At 41.1% G+C, this 21,631-nt stretch carries 17 protein-coding genes, 1 tRNA gene and 2 riboswitches; of the genes, 14 read left to right on the top strand and 4 right to left on the bottom strand.

Going from position 1 to position 21,631, the window contains the following annotated elements; translation table 11 throughout:
• Positions 1 to 7: 7 nt before the first annotated feature.
• A complete protein-coding gene (gene serC, locus GGQ60_RS10625) occupies positions 8 to 1,105 on the bottom strand; it encodes a 3-phosphoserine/phosphohydroxythreonine transaminase (protein WP_183763454.1) in 1,098 nt (365 codons plus the stop codon).
• Positions 1,106 to 1,426: 321 nt separating this feature from the next.
• Here serC and GGQ60_RS10620 point away from each other — a divergent pair, with 321 nt between their 5' ends.
• Positions 1,427 to 1,894 (top strand): Lrp/AsnC family transcriptional regulator, encoded by a 468-nt coding sequence (locus tag GGQ60_RS10620; RefSeq protein ID WP_183763451.1) that lies wholly within the window; start codon positions 1,427 to 1,429, stop codon positions 1,892 to 1,894.
• 180 nt (positions 1,895 to 2,074) lie between these two features.
• Here GGQ60_RS10620 and GGQ60_RS10615 read toward each other — a convergent pair whose 3' ends face one another.
• Positions 2,075 to 2,704, bottom strand: a complete 630-nt coding sequence (locus tag GGQ60_RS10615; protein ID WP_183763448.1) for a DUF4159 domain-containing protein — start codon at positions 2,702 to 2,704, stop codon at positions 2,075 to 2,077.
• 151 nt (positions 2,705 to 2,855) lie between these two features.
• Between GGQ60_RS10615 and GGQ60_RS10610 the strand changes: the two genes are divergently transcribed.
• From GGQ60_RS10610 to GGQ60_RS10560, 11 genes are all read left to right on the top strand, one after another.
• Positions 2,856 to 3,854, top strand: a complete 999-nt coding sequence (locus GGQ60_RS10610; protein WP_183763445.1) for an AAA family ATPase — start codon at positions 2,856 to 2,858, stop codon at positions 3,852 to 3,854.
• Complete coding sequence (locus GGQ60_RS10605; protein WP_229685021.1) at positions 3,854 to 4,741, top strand: DUF58 domain-containing protein; 888 nt, start codon at positions 3,854 to 3,856, stop codon at positions 4,739 to 4,741. Before GGQ60_RS10610 ends, GGQ60_RS10605 begins: the two co-directional genes overlap by 1 nt.
• A 2-nt stretch (positions 4,742 to 4,743) precedes the next feature.
• Positions 4,744 to 6,111 (top strand): BatA domain-containing protein, encoded by a 1,368-nt coding sequence (locus tag GGQ60_RS10600; protein ID WP_183763442.1) that lies wholly within the window; start codon positions 4,744 to 4,746, stop codon positions 6,109 to 6,111.
• On the top strand, positions 6,098 to 8,230 hold the full coding sequence (locus GGQ60_RS10595; protein ID WP_183763439.1) for a DUF4175 family protein: 2,133 nt from the start codon (positions 6,098 to 6,100) through the stop codon (positions 8,228 to 8,230). The genes GGQ60_RS10600 and GGQ60_RS10595 overlap by 14 nt, the downstream gene beginning before the upstream one ends.
• A gap of 2 nt (positions 8,231 to 8,232) precedes the next feature.
• A complete protein-coding gene (locus tag GGQ60_RS10590) occupies positions 8,233 to 10,017 on the top strand; it encodes a hypothetical protein (RefSeq protein ID WP_183763435.1) in 1,785 nt (594 codons plus the stop codon).
• Between the two features lie 322 nt (positions 10,018 to 10,339).
• Complete coding sequence (locus GGQ60_RS10585) at positions 10,340 to 11,974, top strand: TldD/PmbA family protein (RefSeq protein ID WP_183763432.1); 1,635 nt, start codon at positions 10,340 to 10,342, stop codon at positions 11,972 to 11,974.
• A 2-nt stretch (positions 11,975 to 11,976) separates the two neighbouring features.
• The gene (locus GGQ60_RS10580; RefSeq protein ID WP_183763429.1) at positions 11,977 to 13,293 is read left to right on the top strand and encodes a TldD/PmbA family protein; all 1,317 of its coding nucleotides are present in this window, start codon (positions 11,977 to 11,979) and stop codon (positions 13,291 to 13,293) included.
• 158 nt (positions 13,294 to 13,451) lie between these two features.
• Positions 13,452 to 15,092: a TldD/PmbA family protein gene (locus GGQ60_RS10575; RefSeq protein ID WP_183763426.1), complete on the top strand. Its 1,641-nt coding sequence runs from the start codon at positions 13,452 to 13,454 to the stop codon at positions 15,090 to 15,092.
• Between the two features lie 571 nt (positions 15,093 to 15,663).
• Positions 15,664 to 15,761: riboswitch (SAM riboswitch) on the bottom strand.
• A 751-nt stretch (positions 15,762 to 16,512) separates the two neighbouring features.
• Positions 16,513 to 16,583 (top strand) — tRNA-Cys (locus GGQ60_RS10570).
• Positions 16,584 to 16,599: 16 nt separating this feature from the next.
• A riboswitch (SAM riboswitch) is annotated at positions 16,600 to 16,698 on the top strand.
• 82 nt (positions 16,699 to 16,780) lie between these two features.
• A complete protein-coding gene (locus GGQ60_RS10565; protein WP_183763423.1) occupies positions 16,781 to 16,972 on the top strand; it encodes a hypothetical protein in 192 nt (63 codons plus the stop codon).
• 19 nt (positions 16,973 to 16,991) lie between these two features.
• Positions 16,992 to 17,564, top strand: coding sequence for a DUF4833 domain-containing protein (locus tag GGQ60_RS10560; protein WP_229685022.1), 573 nt, complete (start codon positions 16,992 to 16,994; stop codon positions 17,562 to 17,564).
• Positions 17,565 to 18,395: 831 nt separating this feature from the next.
• On the opposite strand, the gene GGQ60_RS10555 is transcribed toward GGQ60_RS10560, so the two are convergent.
• Positions 18,396 to 18,671: a hypothetical protein gene (locus tag GGQ60_RS10555; protein WP_183763418.1), complete on the bottom strand. Its 276-nt coding sequence runs from the start codon at positions 18,669 to 18,671 to the stop codon at positions 18,396 to 18,398.
• 540 nt (positions 18,672 to 19,211) lie between these two features.
• On the opposite strand from GGQ60_RS10555, the gene GGQ60_RS10550 reads away from it, so the two are divergent.
• Positions 19,212 to 19,859, top strand: coding sequence for a TetR/AcrR family transcriptional regulator (locus GGQ60_RS10550; protein WP_183763415.1), 648 nt, complete (start codon positions 19,212 to 19,214; stop codon positions 19,857 to 19,859).
• Positions 19,860 to 19,905: 46 nt separating this feature from the next.
• Here the strand turns inward: GGQ60_RS10550 and GGQ60_RS10545 are convergent, their stop codons facing one another.
• Positions 19,906 to 20,523 carry a hypothetical protein gene (locus GGQ60_RS10545; protein WP_229685023.1) on the bottom strand — a complete coding sequence of 206 codons (618 nt, stop codon included), beginning with the start codon at positions 20,521 to 20,523 and terminating at the stop codon, positions 19,906 to 19,908.
• Positions 20,524 to 20,623: 100 nt separating this feature from the next.
• Here GGQ60_RS10545 and GGQ60_RS10540 point away from each other — a divergent pair, with 100 nt between their 5' ends.
• Positions 20,624 to 21,514 (top strand): winged helix-turn-helix domain-containing protein, encoded by an 891-nt coding sequence (locus GGQ60_RS10540; RefSeq protein ID WP_183763413.1) that lies wholly within the window; start codon positions 20,624 to 20,626, stop codon positions 21,512 to 21,514.
• Positions 21,515 to 21,631 lie beyond the last annotated feature (117 nt).

Here is a 21,631-nt window from a genome sequence, read left to right as displayed (position 1 = left end):
GAGGGGATTATTCTAGTTCAAGAATTGTTGTATCACTGTATATTTTTTCAAAAGCGGCCATGGCATTTACCAGCACTTCAACACTTGATAAAGGAAGTGCGTTGTAAAGTGAAGCCCTAAACCCACCAACTGTTCTATAGCCCCTTATGCCTACAATACCCCGGTCTGCCGCAAACTTTAAAAAACGGGCTTCTACATCCTTATTAACAGCCAAAAATGTAACGTTCATCCTGGAGCGGTGTGCGGCATCAGCCGTACCATAAAAAAGAGAATTCCGGTCTATTTCGGCATATAATAGTTTTGCTTTTTCAATATTTCTTTTTTCTATCCCGCTTACACCACCCTGATCTTTAAGCCACAACAAATTGAGCATGGCTACATAAATAGAAAAAACCGGAGGTGTATTATACATACTCATGTTATCGCGGAACACCCGGTAATCCATCATGGAAGGGATTTCTTTTTTTGCCTGCTCAAGGAATTCATTTTTAGCAATCACGAGGGTCATCCCGGCCGGACCCATATTTTTCTGAGCACCTGCGTAAATAAGATCAAAATCGTTCACATTGATCTTTCTGGAAAAAATATCAGACGACATATCGCAGATCACGGGAACACCTGCAGCTGAAAAATCAAATATCTCTGTTCCCTCGATGGTATTATTCGAGGTATAATGGATATAAGCAGATTGGGGATCAATATTAAACTGATCAGGAATGTATGCATAATTTTTATCTTTCGAGGAAGCAACTATCTCTACTTCACCAAATAACCTGGCTTCTTTAATGGCTTTCTGCGCAAAATACCCGGTATCAAGATAAGAAGCCTTTTTGCCTGCAGTCAAAAAATTCATTGGAACCATAGCAAATTGTGTACTGGCACCACCCTGTAAAAAAAGTACTGAATAGTGATCAGGGACAGACAGCAACCCGCGCACTAAAAGCTGCGTTTTAAGTACCACATCTTCAAACTCCGGCGATCGGTGTGAAACTTCCAAAATAGATAAACCCATTCCATCCCAGTTGATTACCGACTGAGCAGCTTTTTCCATTACTGATGATGGCAATATGCATGGGCCAGCACCGAAGTTGTGTTTTTTATACATGAGAAAATAATATTCGGTTAAAAAATTCACTGTAAAGATCAGTAGTTAAGCAGTTTATACCGAAACAAGCTTTTTTTTTGATAAAAATTATTTTTATCAAGCCCTTAACATCCCAAATATTTGGTTTAACCCATTAAGAAAATAAAGCGACAGAATATAATTTTTACGGGCATCAAATCCATCCCCTACATTATTGTACAAAATACACTAAGTATATTTTTAAAAAACGGCCATAAATTAACTTAAGTACATCTTATTTTAATTATTTTTAGCCCGTAAAAGAAACTAAAAAACGGAGATAATTATACACTAAGTATTTACATGCAAACGCAAAAAATTGATCAGACTGACATCGAAATCCTTAATCTTTTACAACGTGATGGATTATTGACTTATAAAGAAGTTTCGGGCAAGCTTAGAAAAAGCATGACCCACGTAGTAGAACGCATAAAAAAACTCAAGGCAAATGGCTACATCAAATCAACTGTTGCCATTGTAGACATCGATAAATTAAGATCGCATTTTATAGCTTTTCCACACATTCAGCTCACCATGCATTCGGAAGATATTGTAAGGGCCTTTAAAGACGAGATGGAAAAATACCCAGAAGTGATGGAATGTTACCACCTTACCGGCCACTTCGATTTTATGCTTAAAGTGGCTATGCCCGATATGGTTTCTTATAACAATTTCCTAAGGGATAATATAGGTGCATTGGCTTACGTAGGAAATATACAGAGTTTTTTGGTACTTAATCAATCGAAAGCCGAAACGGCATATGCGTTATAGGTGAATTGGTTCATTGGCCATTGGTTCATTGGTTCAATTGTCATTGGTAATTGGTAAAGCGTGGCGGCGATATTCATCTGCTGCTTCCCAAGTTTAACTAATGAATGATTCAAACCTGCCAGGTAGTCACATCTGACAGCAAGAAAACGTCGCTAACAGCCCACTGAAAATTGCCAATTGCTAACTGTTTATGCCCATGGCATATAAAATAATATTGACCCCAAACTTGGTGTTATCCTCTGCTAAAAAACGTTTGTTCCTGAAATCGTAATCCCACTCGCAGCCATAATCTTTATTGCTGTATAATACCCCGATACGGTTGTTAATGGTAATGGCTTTCAGGTAATCGTGTACCAGGTCGTCACCCCAACCGTTTAATTCGAAAGAGGTGGTAGGCGGACCTTTTTCAAACTTAAAAAAAGAATGGTAAATGCCATGGTTGTTGGGGATCTTTTTTAATGCCTGCGGTCCAAACAGGTTGCTCATCTGTGTTTCGAACGAGCGTGCAAACAAGCCGTCTATATCGTGGTTGCAGTCGTCAACAAAAACAAAACCACCATTATGTACATAGGTTTTAAAATTTACGGCTTCCTGCTGGCTAAACTGCACCAGTTTATGTCCGCTCAAATAACAAAAGGGATATTTAAATAAATCACGGCTGCTCAGTTCCACAATCTTCTCTTCTTCATCCAGGGGGATAGTGGTATATTCCAGAAGGGAATTCAGGAGATTAGAAGGCATGCGCTGGTCGGTATCCCAGTCGCCCGAATTATATTTTAACCTCGCAAACGTAAATTTTGTCCTCTGCATCACCCTAAAATTACCTTCATTTTTGATAAATCTGTTTTTTTATGACAATTATCTTGTAAATTTTTTGATATTCTTCACATCGGGCTAAAAACTATCTATCAATATGCCCTATATTGAAGCACCATATCGTTAAACTAAAAAATCAACCGTTTTGGAGCGTTCAGAAAGCAAGCTAAAAATATTGATCGATAAGATCTCCCTGTTAAAAAGCGAAATACAAAAAGTAATTGTGGGTCAGGATGTGATCATCGAAGAAATGCTGATTGCTTTAATGGCCGGAGGGCACTGTTTATTGGAAGGTGTACCGGGGCTGGCTAAAACGTTAATGGTTAGGACAATGTCGCAGGCTCTAGACCTTTCTTTCAGAAGGATACAGTTCACACCCGATTTAATGCCTACCGATATTGTGGGTACTGAAATACTGGAAGAAGACCATGCAACAGGAAAGCGTTTTTTTAAATTTAACAAAGGACCTTTATTTGCCAATATTATTCTGGCAGATGAAGTAAACCGGACACCACCAAAAACACAATCGGCATTATTGGAGGCCATGCAGGAGTTTGAAGTTACCTATGGGGGGCAAACTTATCCACTGGATCGCCCGTTTTTTATCCTCGCCACCCAAAACCCGATTGAACAGGCCGGAACTTACCCCTTGCCCGAAGCACAGTTAGACCGTTTTCTGCTATACATCAAAATCGGGTATCCTACCGCAGCAGAGGAAGCACAGATTTTAAGCAGCACCACGGGCAGCAAAAAAGCCGTAATCAATCCGATTATCGGCGCAGAAGAAATCAAAGAACTTCAGGCCATTACCCGTGATGTAAGCATCAGTAACGACCTGGTCACTTATGTAAGCGAACTTATCCGCGCCACCCGGCCTGATGCCACTACCGTCAATTTTGTAAAAGAATGGGTGCGCTGGGGCGCTGGCCCACGGGCCGGGCAGGCACTGATTTTAACAGCCAAAGCAAGGGCATTGTTTAAAGGCCGGTATGCTGTAATTTTAGATGATTTACAGGCTATGGCCTATCCGGTGTTGCGCCATAGGGTGCTGATGAACTTTAAGGCAGAAGCCGAAAACGTGTCGTCAGACAAGGTAACCAACGAACTGATCAAAGCCATTTCGAAACCAAAAGCGAACATTTAATGAGTAAACTGCTCGATCCTAAAATATTAATGGCCATTAAAGACCTTTCATTATCGGCAAAAATGACGATCGATGGTTTTATGAACGGCATTAATAAAAGTACCTTAAAGGGGCCGGGATTGGAGTTTAGCCAATACAGAAGTTATCAGCCCGGCGACGATCTGCGATCGCTCGACTGGAAAATGTTTGCCCGCTCCGACCGTTATTACATCCGGGAATCGGAGGTAGAAACGAATATTGCCGTGCGTATATTAATTGATGCCAGTGCTTCGATGAACCATAACGATGGCGATTTTACCAAAATCGATTATGCCATGTACCTCGGCGCTTCGTTGGCTTACCTGGCTAATTTACAGGGGGATGCAGTAGGCTTGTATGTAATGAAAAATTCCGGCATTTTCTCGATGACACCCAAACAGGATTACCAACATCTGGCCCGGTTGTTTTATCAGCTGGAGCAGATCCGGCCCGATGGGGCGTTCACCCAACCCATTCATTACAAAGAATTGTTTGCCGGCACCCAAAAACGCGAATTACTGATTTTCATTACCGATCTTTATCAAAAAAACGACGAAATGATCAGGTTACTGGATACCCTGAATAGCTTAAGGCACGAAACCGTTGTTTTTCATGTGTTATCAAGAAACGAACTGAACCTTGATTTTAAAGGCTATACCTCTTTCGAAGATCTGGAAACTGGAGAAACTATTCAGATCGATCAAAACAAAGCCAGAACCCATTACCAGAACAAGCTTAACGCTTACCTGGAAGAAACCAGGATAAAGCTGCTGGACAGAAGGATTTTTTACCGCACCATCGTTACTGATGAATCATTGGATCAGGCATTAAGGGATTTTTTAAAACAAAGAAGCAAACTCAGAATTTAACCGTGCAATTTTTATATCCTATAGGTTTATTTGCGCTTGCAGGCATAATTGTCCCGCTCATTATACACCTGTGGAATGTTAAACAGGGTAAAACCCTTAAAATCGGGAGTATTGCTTTGCTGGGCGAAAGTTCAAGTGCCCGTTCGAAAAGCTTCAGGATTAACGATTGGCTCCTGTTTATTTTACGGTGTTTGCTTTTGGTGCTGCTGGCCTTTCTTGTAGCACAACCCTATTTAAACAAAATCGTATCGGTTAACCGTAAAACAGGTTGGATTCTGATTGAAAAGAACAATTTCCAAAAGGTTTTTAACGCGCATAAAAACACCATCGATTCATTGTTAAAAAAAGGATACGAAATACACGATTTTAATGTTGGTTTTAGCCCATTAACTTTAAAAGATACCTCTCGTCAGGTGATACCGAACAGCCCACTCAGTTATACCGCCTTGCTTACTGCAGCTAACACCGTAATTCCTGAAGGAACCCGGGTTTATCTTTTTGCCGACCACCGTTTAAACCGCCTGGGCAACGAACTACCTGTCATAAACTATCGGTTGAGCTGGATTTCTCTTAAGCAAAGCGATACTTTAAGCAATTGGATTGCTACCTATGCAGGAAAAAAGCACGAGGCCAAATCCAATCCATCCAATACAAACTATCAGGCCTTAAATTCGTCGGATGCGCCCCCCATACGAGTAGCGATACACGAAAAGCCGGGTACTACCGACCGCAAATACCTGATTGCAGCCTTAAAAGCTATTGAAAGTTTCACCAGGAGAAAAATACTCATCAATGCAACTACAGAAAAAGCAGCAATTGGCTTTTGGTTATCGGATGAAACCGTTTCAGCTGGTTTCAGATCATCATTGGAGCCGGACGGCACCTTATTTCAATACGAAAAAGGTAAAATATTCACTACGCCATCTTTCATTAATATGGATGGTAAACAACTCAGATTAAGTAAAAGCGTTGCCCCGGGCAATTATGCAGAAAAACTATGGACCGATGGTTTTGGGAATGCAATTTTGGCAAAAGAAAAAACAGGTAGTTTACATACTTTCCATTTTTACTGCAGGTTTAACCCACAATGGAGCGAGCTCGTTTGGGATCCTATCTTTGTAAAAGCATTGATGCCGATCGTTATTCATGATAAAGATCCAGGTGATTTTGGTTTTGAAGATAACCCTGCCGACCAAAGAATAGCATCCCCTGAACAGAATGAGGTTATCAAAGCCCATAAAACGGCTTCGGAGACAAAAACCATCCGAAATAGCCCCCTTGCCGCCCTGTTCTGGATCGCAGCACTTTTGATATTAGCTACCGAACGTATTTTATCATTCAGAAAAAAAACACAATATGTTAAAAACTGAAGGACAGCACTGGATACGTAGCCTGAGGATCAGGTGGATCAGCTTTTACCTGGCGGGCATAACGGCAACAGCCCTGGCCATAGCTTTGCTTTTATCGGTTACAGGTTTTTATCTGCTGCATTTACCTGCCTGGATTATTACAATTATTTTTCCTCTTGTCCTTGCTATTTTACTATTCTGCAAACCTGTTTGGAAAACAACCGATCTTGATGTTTCGAGGTTTGTAAATAACCATTACCCCGAACTGGAAGAAAGTGCCGATTTACTGCTTCAAAACGAAACCGAATTATCCATGCTGCAACAACTGCAGCGCAATAAAATAGAAAACATCATTCCAAATTTGGTGCAGCCAAAAGAACCTTTCAAAAGGTTATCCATTGGTTTAGCGATACTTCTTGCGGCACTGATCATAAGCTTTGGCATTACAAAAATCCCACAGTTAAACCAAACAGCATCTGCTAGCAGGACGGCTAAAAGCCCTATTCATTCCATAAAAGAAAATATACCGGCAGAAATTTCTACGTTCAGTGCAACCATTATTCCGCCCGCGTATACCGGGAAAGGGGAACGGAAACAAAAGCAGTTTACCATTACTGCCGAAACAGGCGCTACAGTGAATTGGAAAATCACGACGAACATAGGTATTAAAAAGCTAACACTTATTTTTAACGATCATGAAATTACGCCCTTAAGAGCCTTAAATGCAGCACATACAGAATGGAATTTCAGCAAAACCATCAATAAACCAGGCTTTTACCAGCTAAACCTTGATGGAAAAAAATCAGATCTTTACCAGATTGAAGTTATTCCAGACCTGCCGGTTACCATTAAAATTACGCAGCCAAAACCACATACAACCATTGATATCGGTCAGCCGCAAAAATTCAATCTCAATGTATCACTTACCGACGATTATGGTATTAACGACGCCTTTATTTCGGCAACCATGGCCAGCGGAAAAGGTGAAGGCGTAAGTTTTACAGAGAAAAAACTCTCTTTCAATACGGCTTTTGACAACAAAAAAAGTATTACACTGACCAAACTGATCGATTTAAAAAGCCTGGGCATGAAACCCGGTGATGAACTCTATTTTTTTATCAAAGCCATGGATAACCACGGCCAGCCGAGCCGTTCGGATGTTTATTTTGTTTCGATAGTAGATACCGCAGAGTTAATGAGCCTGGCAGGCATGACCAACGGTGTTAACCTTGTTCCCGAATATTTCAGGAGCGAAAGGCAGATTATTATCGATACCGAGAAGTTATTAAAAGAGCAAGCAACATTGCCCGCTGCAACCTTTAAAACCAGGAGTAACGATTTAGGCATTGATCAGAAGTTATTGAGGCTGCGTTATGGGCAATTTTTAGGCGAAGAAAATGAAACCGAAATCGGCGGCGATCACGAAGAGCATGATGAACATGCCGAACACAAAAGCGGAGAAGAAAAGTTTGGAGATGTTAGCGCAATTACCGACAAATATGCCCACAAGCACGATATTGCTGAAGATGCCACCTTTTTCGAACCCGAAATGAAAGCGCAGTTAAAAGCTGTTTTAACCGAAATGTGGAATGCCGAACTGCGTTTACGCACTTACAAACCACAGGAAGCCTTACCTTACGAATATAAAGCATTGAGGTTGCTCAAAGATCTGCAACAAAAATCGCGGGCCTATGTGGCAAAAACCACGGTTAAAGTTTCGGCTTTAAAACCAGAGAAACGCTTAAGTGGCGAGTTGGATAAAATTACACAGCCCGTGCAGAAAATGGCCTTCGAACAAAAAGAAAAGCGAACAGCTTATTTAAAAACGGCACTTGCCTTATTGGAAAAAAGGAAAATTGGTAAAAATTTTAATGAGCAAGACCGGTTCCTGCTTGGTGAAACGGAAAAATACATGATCGGTGCTGCTGCAGATCAGCCCGCTACCTACTTAACTGCCCTAACAAGTTTAAGGAAGTTAGGCGTAGCAAGTAAACCAATGCTTAGAGATATCGATGTGGTGCAGCAGGCAATACAGAAAATGATCCATATCGAACTGGCCAAACCCCAGCCGCAAAGCGCTGGCCCGGCTTCGGTATTATACCAGGACTATTTTAATAACCTTAATAAAGCCGGCAGATAGATATGGAATTTAAATACATTGCCATCCTTGCCGGCTTGTTACTCTTGGCCTTTTTACTGTACAAGGAGCTTCACCGGGCAAATAGGGCCAGATTAATATGGCGAATTTTGGCAAATATTGTAGCCTTAAGCTGTTTTGTGCTTTTAATCGTGCCGGTGAGGTACAAGACACATTTAAAACAAAATCCTGATGAAATTATTTTGCTCACCAGGGGCACTAATGCCGATTCTATTGCAAAATTAAAGGGCAAAAAATATGCACTCGCCTCTGCAACTATCCAAAATGAAAAAAGCGCAACCCTTTCCGATCTCTCCTATTTCTTAAAATCGAATCCTAAAATCCGGAAACTGAATATTTACGGGTATGGTTTAAGTAAGGCTGACCTGGAAAATATAAAGGGGTATCAGGTTAATTTTCACCCCTCAGTAAATCCAAATGGTATTATTGCTGCCCATTGGCCGGCAAAATTAAAAACAAGCGATGCCCTGAATGTTCAGGGGACCTATCAAAATACCGGTAACCAGCCGGTTAAACTGGTATTCAAAGGATTGGGCAAACCGGTAGATTCTACAACTGTTGAAGCGGGAACGAATAAATCCTTCTCCTTTAAAACCTACCCTAAACAAACGGGCAAAGCCATTTACGAGTTAATCAGTTTACAAAAAAACGATACCCTGGCCAAAGAACCTGTTCCTGTTGAAGTTAACGATCAGGCACCGATGAAGGTGCTGATTTTAGCTTCTTTTCCCGATTTCGAATATAAATTTTTGAAGAACTGGCTGTACGAAAACCAATATCCTCTGGCTTTCAGAAGTCAGATCAGCAAAAATAAATTTGCTTCCGATTTCCTGAATATGGACAGTGTAAACCTTAACCAGGTCAATGCCGGGCTTCTGAAAAAATTCGACATCCTGATCATTGATGAAGAAGAGTTAGCTGCCATAAGTCCCGTTGAAAGATCCTCCATAGCGCTTGCAGTGGATAACGGGATGGGCTTATTGATCAGGATAACAGGTTCAAAACCTTTAACAACGCTTAGTGGAAAATCAACCCGGTTCGAAATTCCACCTCTAAAAGGGAAAACGCTTAATTTAACCCTTGCAGAAGACCATTTCAGATTTAGTCCATTGCCGCTTGAACAAGGGTTGTTTTTAAGGCCAAATCAAAATGAGCAATCAATTGTTACCGACGCCAGCGGAAAAACAGTATTAAGCAGCAACATCAGCGGTTACGGAAAAATTTCGATCTCCAGCATTTCTTCCACATACAACTGGATACTTTCGGGAGAAAAAACCGATTACGCTACCTATTGGTCGAAACTTTTAGCCAGTGCTGCAAGAAAGAGAAATGATATCCAATCGGTGAACATCATACCGCAATTTCCTGTTGTTAACCAAAGGATGAGAATCATTACCGATTTATCGGTGGCAGATAAATCACCGGCCTTAAAGATCGATGGGGTTCAACTGCATCCAAGGCAAAATATGGAATTGCCTTTTCAATGGGATGCGCTTTATTGGCCTCAAAACTCAGGCTGGGCCAACCTGCAGGTAAATCAGACTATCGGACAGTTATACATTTACGAAAAAAATGATTGGCGAGCGCTGAAATACCAACAAACCTTAAACGATACACATCAGTTTATTAAGGATCTGATCAAAAATGACACTAAAATAAAATTAGCAGACACTGTGATCACGGAAGAAATATCAATCTGGTGGTTTTTTACCGGGTTTTTACTGGCGGCTGCATTTTTATGGTACGAAGCCAGGATTCTGGCAGTTTAAAGAAAGAGTGGCTGTCATCCTGAACGCAGTGAAGGATCTGTCCCTGTTGGCAACCGCACATACCCCTCGAATAAGTTTAGCATAATGAATTGTGTACTTATAAAGGATGTTGGCAAAAGATTCTTCACTGCGTTAAGAATGACAATATTTTTTAAAAAAAATACCAAAATCAGTATTTATCGATCTTCATCGGCAGTAAAAATTATCTTTTCACAAAAAACCTCTTCTTTTCTGCTTTGAAACTAAAATGTTATACTCTGTTTAGTCTTTTTAGCTTCAAAATTGGCTATATTGACAACTCAAACTAACTAAATTCAACCAATTGAAAAGAAAAGATTTCCTCTACTTAACCGGAATGGGTATGGGTGCCTTACTCCTTCCCGATCTTTCTGCATTCGGAACTCCGATAGACCCTTTACAGGCTTTAGATGGAGTGGATGTTAAAATTAAAAAGGAGCTGGCCGATGTAGCCCTCAATGCTGCAAAATCGAAAGGTGCAAGCTATGCCGATATCCGTATAGGCCGTTACCTGAACCAATTTGTAGCCACCCGCGAAAAACGGGTTCAAGGGGTTGCCAATACAGAATCGTATGGTGTGGGCATCCGGGTGCTGGTGAATGGATGCTGGGGTTTTGCTGCAACCAACAACGTAACCAAAGATGCCATTGCCAAAGCGGCCGAACAGGCTGTTGCCGTTGCAAAAGCCAATGCCAAAATACAGGGAGAACCTGTTCAGCTCGCTCCTCAAAAAGGTTATGGCGAGGTAAGCTGGAAAACACCGATCGAAATCAATGCCTTCGAAGTTCCTGTAAAGGAAAAAGTAGACTTGCTATTGAATGTAAATGATGTAGCCATGCAGAACGGGGCCAACTTTGTAAACTCCGTTATTTTTGCCGTTAACGAACAAAAATACTTTGCCTCTACTGATGGCTCTTATATCGACCAGGATGTTCACCGTATCTATCCTACTTTTAATGTAACCAGGGTCGATCGCGAATCGGGTAAATTTAAAACCCGCAATGCGTTAAGTGCACCAAGCGGAAAAGGCTATGAGTATATGCACGCACGCCCTGAAGATAAAGTTGCCGGTATTGTAACCCGTTACAAAGGCCGTTATGACATGCTTGAAGATGTGAAAGAAGCAGCACGTGTAGCTAACGAAAAGGTAAAAGCAAAATCCGTTGAACCGGGTAAATACGATTTAGTATTGGATCCTTCACACCTCTGGTTAACCATTCACGAATCTGTTGGTCACCCGACCGAGCTCGACCGCGTTCTGGGCTATGAAGCCAACTATGCGGGTACCAGTTTCCTGACATTAGACAAATGGGAGTCGAAAAAATTCAAATTCGGAAGCGATAAAGTGAATATTGTGGCCGATAAAACCCAGGTAGGCTCTTTAGGTGCTGTTGGATATGATGATGAAGGGGTAAAATGCAAAAAATGGGATCTGATTAAAGATGGTATCCTGGTAAGCTACCAGGCCATCCGCGATCAGGCACACATTATTGGGTTAACCGAATCGAACGGATGCTGTTACTCACAGGGCTGGGATGACGTACAGTTCCAGCGTATGCCAAATGTTTCACTTCAACCCGGCAAAGAAAAACTAAGTGTGGATGACATGATCAAAAATGTAGAAAAAGGAATTTACATTATCGGCGATGGTAGTTTTTCTATCGATCAACAGCGCTATAATTTCCAGTTCGGCGGACAGATTTTCTACGAAATCAAGGAAGGTAAAATCGTTGGCATGCTTAACGATGTGGCTTACCAGGCCAATACACAAGAGTTTTGGAACTCCTGCACTGCCATCTGCGATCAGGGCGACTATCGTTTAGGGGGCTCATTCAATGATGGAAAAGGTCAGCCCTCTCAAAGCAGTGCCGTTTCTCATGGCAGTTCTACCGCAAGGTTTAATGGAGTTAATGTTATCAATACAGCAAGAAAAATATAATTATGGCCATATTAAGTAAAGAAGAAGCCCAAGCGATATTAAAAAAGGTAATTGGTTTTTCTAAAGCCGATTCCTGCGAAGTGAGTTTAAGCGGTTCAGATGGCGGAAACATCCGTTATGCACGTAATGCCGTATCTACCGCCGGCCAGATCAGCACCATGAGTTTAGGGGTTAGCTCAACTTTTGGTAAAAAAACAGGTACAGCAACCATTAACGAATTTGATGATGCTTCTCTGCAGAAAGTAGTAAAAAGAGCCGAAGAACTGGCCATGCTGGCACCAGAAAATCCTGAATTTATGCCACCTCTCGGTCCGCAAACATTTGCCGAATCGAATACATACAATGCAAAAACTGCCGCCATTACGCCCGATACCAGGGCCGAAATGGTTGGTAAAAGTTTAAGCGTTTCAAAAGCGGCAGGTTTAGACGCTGCCGGTTTCCTCGAAAATGCCACCCGTTTTAATGCGATCATGAACTCTAAAGGTTTATTCGCCTACAATAAAGGTACCGATGTTTCTTTTTCGGTAACCATTAGAAACAAGCAGGGAACAGGATCAGGTTATGTTGAGCAAGGTTTTAATGATGTTGATAAAATGGATACCCTGGCACTTAGCAAAATTGCAGCGAGCAAAGCCAATGGTTCTGCAGGTGCAAAAGCCATCGAGCCCGGAAAATACACTGTTATTTTAGAGCCCCTCGCAGCCAGCGATATCATTGGTAACATGTTCAGGGGTTTTGATGCCCGCAGTGCCGATGAAGGCCGGAGTTTTATGAGCAAAAAAGGGGGTGGTACGCGTTTAGGGGAGCAGTTGTTTTCAGAAAATGTGAATATCTACTCCGATCCGATGAATACCGAAATCCCATCATCAACCTTTACAGGCGAGGGTTTACCGGTAACCAGAACACAGTGGGTAGAAAAAGGTGTGGTAAAAAACCTATCCTATTCGCGGTATTGGGCAGCACAGAAAAATGTTCAACCCCTTCCATTTAGCCGTAGTATGGTAATCGAAGGAGGAACGCAATCGTTAGAAGATCTGATCAAAAGCACTGAAAAAGGCATATTGGTTACCCGTTTCTGGTATATCCGTTCTGTGGATCCACAAACTTTATTATTAACCGGACTAACGCGCGACGGTACTTTTTATATTGAAAACGGCGAAATTAAATTCCCGATCAAGAATTTCAGGTTCAATGAGAGCCCGGTAATTATGCTGAACAACGTAGAAGCATTGGGTAAACCGGTAAGAACTGGTAGTGGATTGATACCGCCTATGAAAATCAGGGATTTTACCTTCACTTCATTATCAGACGCGATTTAACTGGTGTCGTCATCTCGATCGCAGTGCAACGAAGTCGAGAGATCTGTTTAGATAGATCTCTCCATTCCACTGCGTTCCTGTCGACATGACGACCTTTCCAGGAATGTCGCCCTGAGCGGAGTCGAAGGGCTTAAAACACCTATTAAAACCATTTAAAATTGAGAAGAAGAGATTTCCTATATATGACGGGCGTAGGTCTTGGCGCCAGCATGCTACCCAACATCCCAGCCTTTGGTAAAATGATTACTGTTGAAGAATCTTTGACTCCGGTTGATGTGGCCCTAAAGAAAAAAATGGCCGATGTGGCCCTTAACGCTGCCAAAAGCAAAGGTGCAACTTATGCCGATGTACGCATAGGCCGGTACCTTAACCAGGTTGTAGCCACCAGGGAAACACGGGTGGAAAACATCTCCAATTCCGAATCCTATGGTTTGGGTGTGCGCGTAATTGCCAATGGCAGCTGGGGCTTTGCCGCCACCAACAATATGGACGATGCCAGTATTGCCAAAGCTGCAGAAGCCGCCGTAGCCATCGCAAAGGGGAATGCCAAACTGATGGAAGAGCCGGTTCAACTCGCTCCTCAAAAAGGTTACGGCGAAGTAAGCTGGAAAACGCCTATCGAAATCAATGCTTTTGAAGTACCTATAGCCGATAAAGTAGAACTGCTGCTGAACGTAAACAGCGAAGCAATGAAAGGCGGGGCAAAATACATCAGTTCCAATCTCTTTATGATCAATGAGCAGAAATATTTTGCCTCAACCGATGGTTCGTATATTGATCAGGATATCCACCGGATATGGCCAACTTTTACACTGACCAAAACAGATGCAGCAAACGGCAAATTCGAAACCAGGAATGCGTTAAGTGCCCCGATGGGTATGGGCTTTGAATACCTTAAGCCTAAAGACACGGAAAAAATAAAAGGCGGTCCGGTTACGATGTACAAAAAGCGTTACGACATCCTGGAAGATGTACGTGAAGCTGCAGTACATGTTGATGAAAAGTTAAAAGCGAAGCCCATTACCCCTGGCAAATACGACCTGGTATTGGATCCTTCTCACCTTTTCCTTACCATTCACGAATCGGTTGGGCATCCTACCGAACTTGACCGTGTTTTAGGTTATGAGGCTAACTATGCAGGAACCAGTTTCTTAACGCTGGATAAATGGGAATCAAAAAAATTCAACTTCGGGAGCAAAGAAGTAAACATTATTGCCGATAAACTGGAAACAGGCTCTTTAGGTGCTGTAGGTTACGATGATGAAGGAGTAAAATGCGGTAAATGGGACATCATCAAAGATGGCATTTTGGTGAATTACCAGGCCATCCGCGATCAGGCACATATTTTAGGCTTGACAGCATCGCAGGGCTGTTGTTATGCCGATAGTTGGGACAGCATTCAGTTTCAGCGGATGCCCAACGTTTCGTTAGCACCCGGAAATGTTCCTTTAAGCGCTGCTGAGCTGGTTAAAAATGTCGAAAAAGGCATTTATATGTTCGGCCGGAATTCTTATTCCATCGATCAGCAACGCTATAACTTCCAGTTCAGCGCACAACTGGCCTATGAAATTAAGGAAGGTAAAATTGTGGGAATGTTTAAAGATGCCGCTTACCAGGCCAATACACAGGAATTCTGGAACTCCTGTGTGCAACGTTGTGATAAAAACGATTACCGTTTGGGCGGCACATTTTCGGATGGAAAAGGCCAACCGGGGCAGGCCAGTGCCGTTTCGCATGGCAGTGCCACCACCCGTTTTAATGGCGTTAATGTAATTAATACAGGAAGGAAGTTAGGGTAAGTTTCAAAAAACTCCCCGTTGCGAGGGGCACAACGAAGCAATCTTACCACGATCGCTATCGTCTGATTTGTAATCGGCATGCATGAGAAGGGCGATTGTATCGCCACACCTATTTTATCCTACATTGCAAAATGCAAACCTTCTCGTTACAAAAGATGACCAGCCTTTACAATATAAAAGATAAAACAATTAAGCTTATACTCTCTTAATACCATATTTGTAAAAAACGATAAGCATTAAAGAACCTTTGCTATACTCAGGATGACAGCATTTTTAAAATAACAAAGGGACATTCTATCCAGACATGTCCCTTTTTTCTAACCAAATATAAACCTGTTTGAGCCAGGAATTTCTTCTATCGGTAGGTCACCGAAATTCCTAAATGTTATTAATTATGCATAATAATCGTAGCCGTAATGGACGGTTCCGCTTATTGTGCCATTAATATCAACCGTGTAAATTTTCCCTGCCTCGAAAGCAGCAGCATTCAAAGCCGTATTGCCCTGCAGCGCAGTTGCCGTAGCTTTTCTAATGAAATAAAAGGAAACGGTATGTCTACTTGTTACCGGTTAATTTATAATCTATTGCTAGATCAGTTTGAGCACTTTTTCCTATGGAAAGTTGCTAGAAGTTCAACGAGGACTGACTCTCCCTTCTTCTGTATAAATCAACTAATTAATGGTGGTAAATTAATTAGCGTAATAACCTAAACTAGTGGTGGTGATTAGTTTCGGCTGTTCCTGATACCCCGGCAACTTATTGACTGAAATACATGACCACCATAATATTCTATCAAAATGCCCCGGGGTACCAGGATTTTTAAATGAGAATACTTGAATGGAAACCTTTATCAGGTGATCCGTATCTTAGTTTATATTAGCCGCAACAAAAGTTATACTGACCTGAAAAATTGATCAGAGAATATGACTGAAGTTGTACGCAGAGTTTCATATTGAACGTAGATTTGCTGGTGAACAGTTTTAATTTTTTGTAAAAGTATAAACTTTGAACAATTCAAACAAGTATTCCTATAGATTTTATAGACTTTATTTTTAAATCACTGATTTACAGAAATATAATTTATCAAACTAGGAGATTAGCAAAAGGTTTTGGTTAAGGGCACGCAGGCTTTTCATTTCATCTTCCATTATTAACTGCAAAGAACGTTAAGGCAAAGCATAAACAACGCAACGTTTTTCATTCCAGTATCCGTTTTACATCTTCCATAACATATTGTCATTCTGAACGAAGTGAAGAATCTTTTAGTTGAAAAATCCCTCCTTTCACTCCGGATAGCAGATTAAAAAAACAAATTCAAAAAAAATCTACTATTTCTATAGAAATTATAGTTTTTATTATTTACCTTTGTTTTGTCTCTTTCGAAAAGCGAATCAATAAGCGGATTGAAAAAGAAACATATAGTCATGTGGCCGAGTGGCGAGGTAAAGGTCTGCAAAACCTAGTACGGCGGTTCGATTCCGTCCATGACGTCTGAAATTGTATTACATACTTATCAAGAAAGACGGAGGGAATGGCCCTTTGATGTCTTAGCAACCTGTTTTAACAAGGTGCTAATTCCATCTGCAGGTAGCAGAAAAGATGAGTTTGAAAAGGTTGCTGCAACTATTTTCGGCAAATGATCAATAGCTACCCCCTCTTTCCGAAACCGTTAAACTAAATGTTGAGAAATGCCAGTTCATTTTGATTACCCATCAATCAGGGATTTTTTCGAGGTCTATGGAAACACTTCCTGCGAGAAATTAAACGACTATGAACATTGTAGGGCCGAATCAGACCGCCTTTATAATGAACAATTAAAAGAAAGTGAAAAAGAAATTCCTGCAGAGGATCAGGAAAAAACAGATAGCTCTTCAACATAAAAAAACCTAAATGCGTTTCATGCCCCCTACATTTTCAATGCCAACCAAAAGCTTACTCTTTATTGTTTTAACCTTTGCTCTTTTCGCAACGCCAGTCTGGGCACAAACCAAAGACCCCTCTCCCATTAATTTTCCTACACCTAAAAATGTAGACAACATGTTGTTCTACCTGCAGCGTGATCCAAATACAAATACGCTAATTTATGCCTTAAACCTAAAAGAAAATGGCAATATTGATGCCAGTTCGCCGATACAGGTATACTGGATCCGTTATGGTGAGCAAGGGCAAAAGAAAGATCTTGGTTATATCCAGCGAAAATTTGCCTATGGTATCGATACAAAAGCACTGGGCGGAGATAAGTACGAATTCCGATTTGTATCCCATAAAAAATTACCTTTTTACCTGCAGCGCACTCATGATAACAGTTATCATGCTTCGGTAACCATTAATAATCATACCATTAAGGTAAACCGGTTGTTTGTAAGAATACAGGGCGGCAGTTTCTGGCTCCCTAATGTAAAATATGCTGAGATTGAAGGGATTGATGAAGCAACAGGTAAGCCAATTGTAGAAAGGGTAAGTGTGAAGTAGCCCTTATTTTTTAACTGCAAAGGTAATATACCACGTTTTCTTCCTTTTTTACCACAGAGCACACAAAGGAGGGCACAAAGCTCACCACTACTGTCATTCTGAACGCAGTGAAGAACCATTTGTGAAATAGTTATTGCACTTAAAAGATCCTTCGTTACACTCAGGATGACAAATCAGGGAGATAAGGTCGTGTTTTCTTTGTACCTGCGGCTTTTTAACGGCAAAGGATCCAGAGGTAATATACCACGTTTTCTTCCTTTTTTACCACAGAGCACACAAAGGAGGGCACAAAGCTCACCAATACTGTCATTCTGAACGCAGTGAAGAATCTTTTGTGAAATAGTATCGTTGCACTTAAAAGATCCTTTGTTACACTCAGGATGACAAATCAGGGAGATAAGGTCGTGTTTTCTTTGTACCTGCGGCCTTTTAACGGCAAAGGATCCAGAGGTAATATACCACGTTTTCTTTCAATTTTACCACAGAGCACACAAAGGAGGGCACAAAGCTCACCACTACTGTCATTCTGAACGCAGTGAAGAACCTTTTGTGAAATAGTATTATTGCACTTAAAAGATCCTTCTTTGCACTCAGGACAACAAATCAGGGAGATAAGGATGTGTTTTCTTTGTACCTGCGGCTTTTTAACGGCAAAGGGTATGTGGACAATACCCCACGTTTTCTTCCTTTTTTACCACAGAGCACACAAAGAAAGGCACAAAGCTCACCATTACTGTCATTCTGAACGCAGTGAAGAATTTTTTGTGAAATAGTACGTTGCACTTAAAAGATCCTTCTTTGCACTCAGGATGACGAATATAAAAGCCTCTTTTATTTCGGTTCCTTTTTATTGTCAGTGGCGGTGCTGAAGGTCTTATCAAACTCACCTTTTATCCATTGTACTTTCCCTGCCGATTGCATGGCTGGTGCAATGATGTAATTACCGGTTTCACTATCGAGGATAACCAACATATTATTGGCATTTACTTCAGCACGGTACTTTCCTCCTGCCTGGTTCTGATCGTTTTTAAAACTAATGGCTGCGAACATTAAGCCAGCCCCCAAAAATCCCAATAAAAGGGATCTGGTATCCAATGTGATTTTCATATTGTTAAGATTTATTTGTGTGTAGAATCAAGTTAAGCATTTTACTTCCTGAATTTTAATTCTATCAGAAATATTGCATTTTCTTTGCCGCTAAATTTTAAGATATGAAATAGGCCAAAGCAGCTACAGGAATAGCTATAAAGAGTATCTGTTTCGGTTAAAGATCAATTTTTCTAAATCATTCATCAATGTTCTGCCCCCTGGGGCATCAGGTCAGACATATTGCCATATTATATATGGGGCTATGAGACCTGATACCATCAGAATGAGCAGGATGAGCGTAATAAAACTAAACTATGGAACCCCTTTGTCCTGAATAAATTCGCGGACAAAGTGTGCGGGGCCTGGTAAACAAACCCTCCAGGGTAAATAAAATGCCTTTATCTACATGTCAGACACCATGAATAAAAATCATGGTCAAGAAAATCTTTAAAGGAATAACATCCTTTCGTCTGAACAAATATACAATATATCACCAATTGGTGATAAAAATATTTAAAATTGATTATGTAATTTTCCGGTACGATTATTTTTTATCTTATGGAACAAGAAACAGCAGTTAAATCGTTAAGAAACAAAGAAAAAAGCAAGCAAAAATTCTTGGCTGCCGTGGAAAAAATACTCCATACAAAAGGTTTTTCGGGTCTTAAGGTGAACGATATCGCACGTACGGCAGGCCTGGACAAAAAACTGATCTATAACTATTTTGGCGGGAAAGACGGGCTTATTGACGAATATATCCGTTCGCAGGATTTCTGGAGCAATGTAAAAGATGAATCGGGAGGTGCTGCAGTAAACGACGGCGGGAAAACATTCGCTAAAGCGATGCTCCTCTCCCAATTCGATTATGTTTTTAAAAACAAGGATTTACAAAAAATCCTGCTTTGGGGATTGATAGAGAACCGCAAATCGTTAAAAAAACTTGCAAACGACCGTGAAGAAACCGGTGCTGTCTTATTTAAAAGTATTACCGATCCGTATTTCGGGGAAAATGCCAAAAGATACCGGGCCATTATTGCGCTGCTGATTGCGGGGATTTACTACCTGGATATTTATGCCACAACAAACGACTGTACTTTCTGCGGATTAGACCTTAAAAGTGCAGATGGACGATCGGAGATCGAAAATGCGCTGACTTTTCTGATCGACAAGACTTATGAAGAAGAAAAACGGGAAGAAAGCTTTTAGCAACATTCTTCCCGGCATACAACATGTCTTTTATCATTAATTTTGCTTAGCAACCGCCTTTGCGTGGCACACGTTTAAAAATTACCCGACCATCCCGTTCTACATATTCTGCCGATACGATTGGATATGAATACTTGGGCGCGTACGATACGTTATGGCTTCTTATTATGATTTTGTCGTTAACTTTCAGGCGATGCAATTGCTCAAGCTGAGATTTTTCCGGATCAAATTTTACAATGTAATCGACCGCATTAATCCTGACCATCACACCAAAACCTAATCTTGATCCCGGCGGAAGAGAAAGGGAAGTTATAACTGCCTCCATATTGGTAAAAGCACCTATGTACTCCCTTAATTTAGCAGCACCGAAATGTACATTTTTACCTTCTGGCGATGCTTCCCATTTTTTGAACTTTTGCCCATCAGGGCTGGCCTCCCACTTTTTCAGTTCAGCTTTCCTTTCGGCAGCAGTGAGTTTTTTGGGGCCTGGTTTTGGCGAAGTTTCATTTTTAATTCCACGGCCAGCAAATACTAATCCGCTTATTACAACCAGCGATAAGATGAGTACAGCAATAAATTTTTTCCTGTTTTTTGTGGCTTTACTTAACACAGATCTATCTGCTGATAAATCAGATGCGTTTACGGCATTTTTTCTATTTTCCATATCCTTTAAATTGATGAACAAAAATACTTTGATCGTATACTGCCAGAAGAGCTGGAATTGTAAATAAAAATGTAAACTTTGTAAATAAAAACCTGATAATATGCCTGATAGCCAAAATCGCCTCTTAGGGAAAGGTAAATACCTCATTGGATTTATGCTACTTCTGTTTGCCTCTGTTGCCTGCGCAGCTTTCGGTATGTTTAGCAGCGAGGACTTTGATATTGCCAGAAGGGAAGTTTTGCTGCGAAGACTGGGGCATGAGATACTCCTGCAATCGGGCGACAGCACTTCAAGGGTGCTGCCGGTAAAAAAGATAAGCGAAAACGAATACCGGATCGGGTTTGAGCATGAACTCACTTTTTTACCGGGTTCGCTGGTCAATATTACCAGGAAAGTATTAAAAGACCATCCGTTGGCTAATGATTATGTTGTTAAGGTTTTGAACACCGGCAATGCCAGCGTAGTTTATGGATTCGCCATATCCGAAAACAAAAAAGATGATATTATAACCTGCATAGGAAGAAAGCAGCCCTTGGCACGCTATGAGCTAAACATTGAATTTAAACCCACAGTAATCAGTACAGCGAAGAAAGGATACCTTTTAGGCAGCCTGCCATTTTTAACCCTTGTGGGCTTTATTTTTTTGAGAGCGGTTAAAACCCGTAAAGCTTTGCCCGCAGCTCAATCTGCCGGGGTGTTCACACTGGGATCGGTATCGTTCGATGCAAAAAACCGGCAGCTTACTGTAAACGACAAAACAACAGAGCTAACCGGAACCGAAAACCGGTTATTGCTTATTTTCGCATCATCGCCCAATGAAACCATCGCGAGAAGCCGCCTGCAAAAAGAGATATGGGAAGATGAAGGCGTAATTGTAGGGCGCAGTTTGGATATGTTTATATCAAAACTCAGAAAAAAACTGGAAGGCGATCAGCATATCAAAATTATCGTGATACGGGGCAAAGGATACAAGCTTCAAATTAGCTCATGAAAGAATCTTCCCAGCGGGGAGCTATAATATTTCTTGTCGTTTTTATCAATAAAGTACAATCTTATTCCCAACCGGAATGCAGTATAACACCTGTCCGCGCAGGCGGGGAAAATCTAT

This window comes from Pedobacter zeae (assembly GCF_014196715.1).
Lineage (GTDB): Bacteria > Bacteroidota > Bacteroidia > Sphingobacteriales > Sphingobacteriaceae > Pedobacter > Pedobacter zeae.
Note: the sequence above shows the minus strand (reverse complement) of the source record. Positions and strands in the feature narration are given on the sequence as shown.

Bases quoted from the DNA above. Each gene is read 5' to 3' on its own strand.
- serC (WP_183763454.1), bottom strand. From the start codon at position 1,105: ATGTATAAAAAACACAACTTCGGTGCTGGCCCATGCATATTGCCATCA.
- GGQ60_RS10620 (WP_183763451.1), top strand. From the start codon at position 1,427: ATGCAAACGCAAAAAATTGATCAGACTGACATCGAAATCCTTAATCTT.
- GGQ60_RS10615 (WP_183763448.1), bottom strand. From the start codon at position 2,704: ATGCAGAGGACAAAATTTACGTTTGCGAGGTTAAAATATAATTCGGGC.
- GGQ60_RS10605 (WP_229685021.1), top strand. From the start codon at position 3,854: ATGAGTAAACTGCTCGATCCTAAAATATTAATGGCCATTAAAGACCTT.
- GGQ60_RS10595 (WP_183763439.1), top strand. From the start codon at position 6,098: ATGTTAAAAACTGAAGGACAGCACTGGATACGTAGCCTGAGGATCAGG.
- GGQ60_RS10590 (WP_183763435.1), top strand. From the start codon at position 8,233: ATGGAATTTAAATACATTGCCATCCTTGCCGGCTTGTTACTCTTGGCC.
- GGQ60_RS10580 (WP_183763429.1), top strand. From the start codon at position 11,977: ATGGCCATATTAAGTAAAGAAGAAGCCCAAGCGATATTAAAAAAGGTA.
- GGQ60_RS10565 (WP_183763423.1), top strand. From the start codon at position 16,781: ATGCCAGTTCATTTTGATTACCCATCAATCAGGGATTTTTTCGAGGTC.
- GGQ60_RS10560 (WP_229685022.1), top strand. From the start codon at position 16,992: ATGCCCCCTACATTTTCAATGCCAACCAAAAGCTTACTCTTTATTGTT.
- GGQ60_RS10555 (WP_183763418.1), bottom strand. From the start codon at position 18,671: ATGAAAATCACATTGGATACCAGATCCCTTTTATTGGGATTTTTGGGG.
- GGQ60_RS10550 (WP_183763415.1), top strand. From the start codon at position 19,212: ATGGAACAAGAAACAGCAGTTAAATCGTTAAGAAACAAAGAAAAAAGC.
- GGQ60_RS10545 (WP_229685023.1), bottom strand. From the start codon at position 20,523: ATGGAAAATAGAAAAAATGCCGTAAACGCATCTGATTTATCAGCAGAT.
- GGQ60_RS10540 (WP_183763413.1), top strand. From the start codon at position 20,624: ATGCCTGATAGCCAAAATCGCCTCTTAGGGAAAGGTAAATACCTCATT.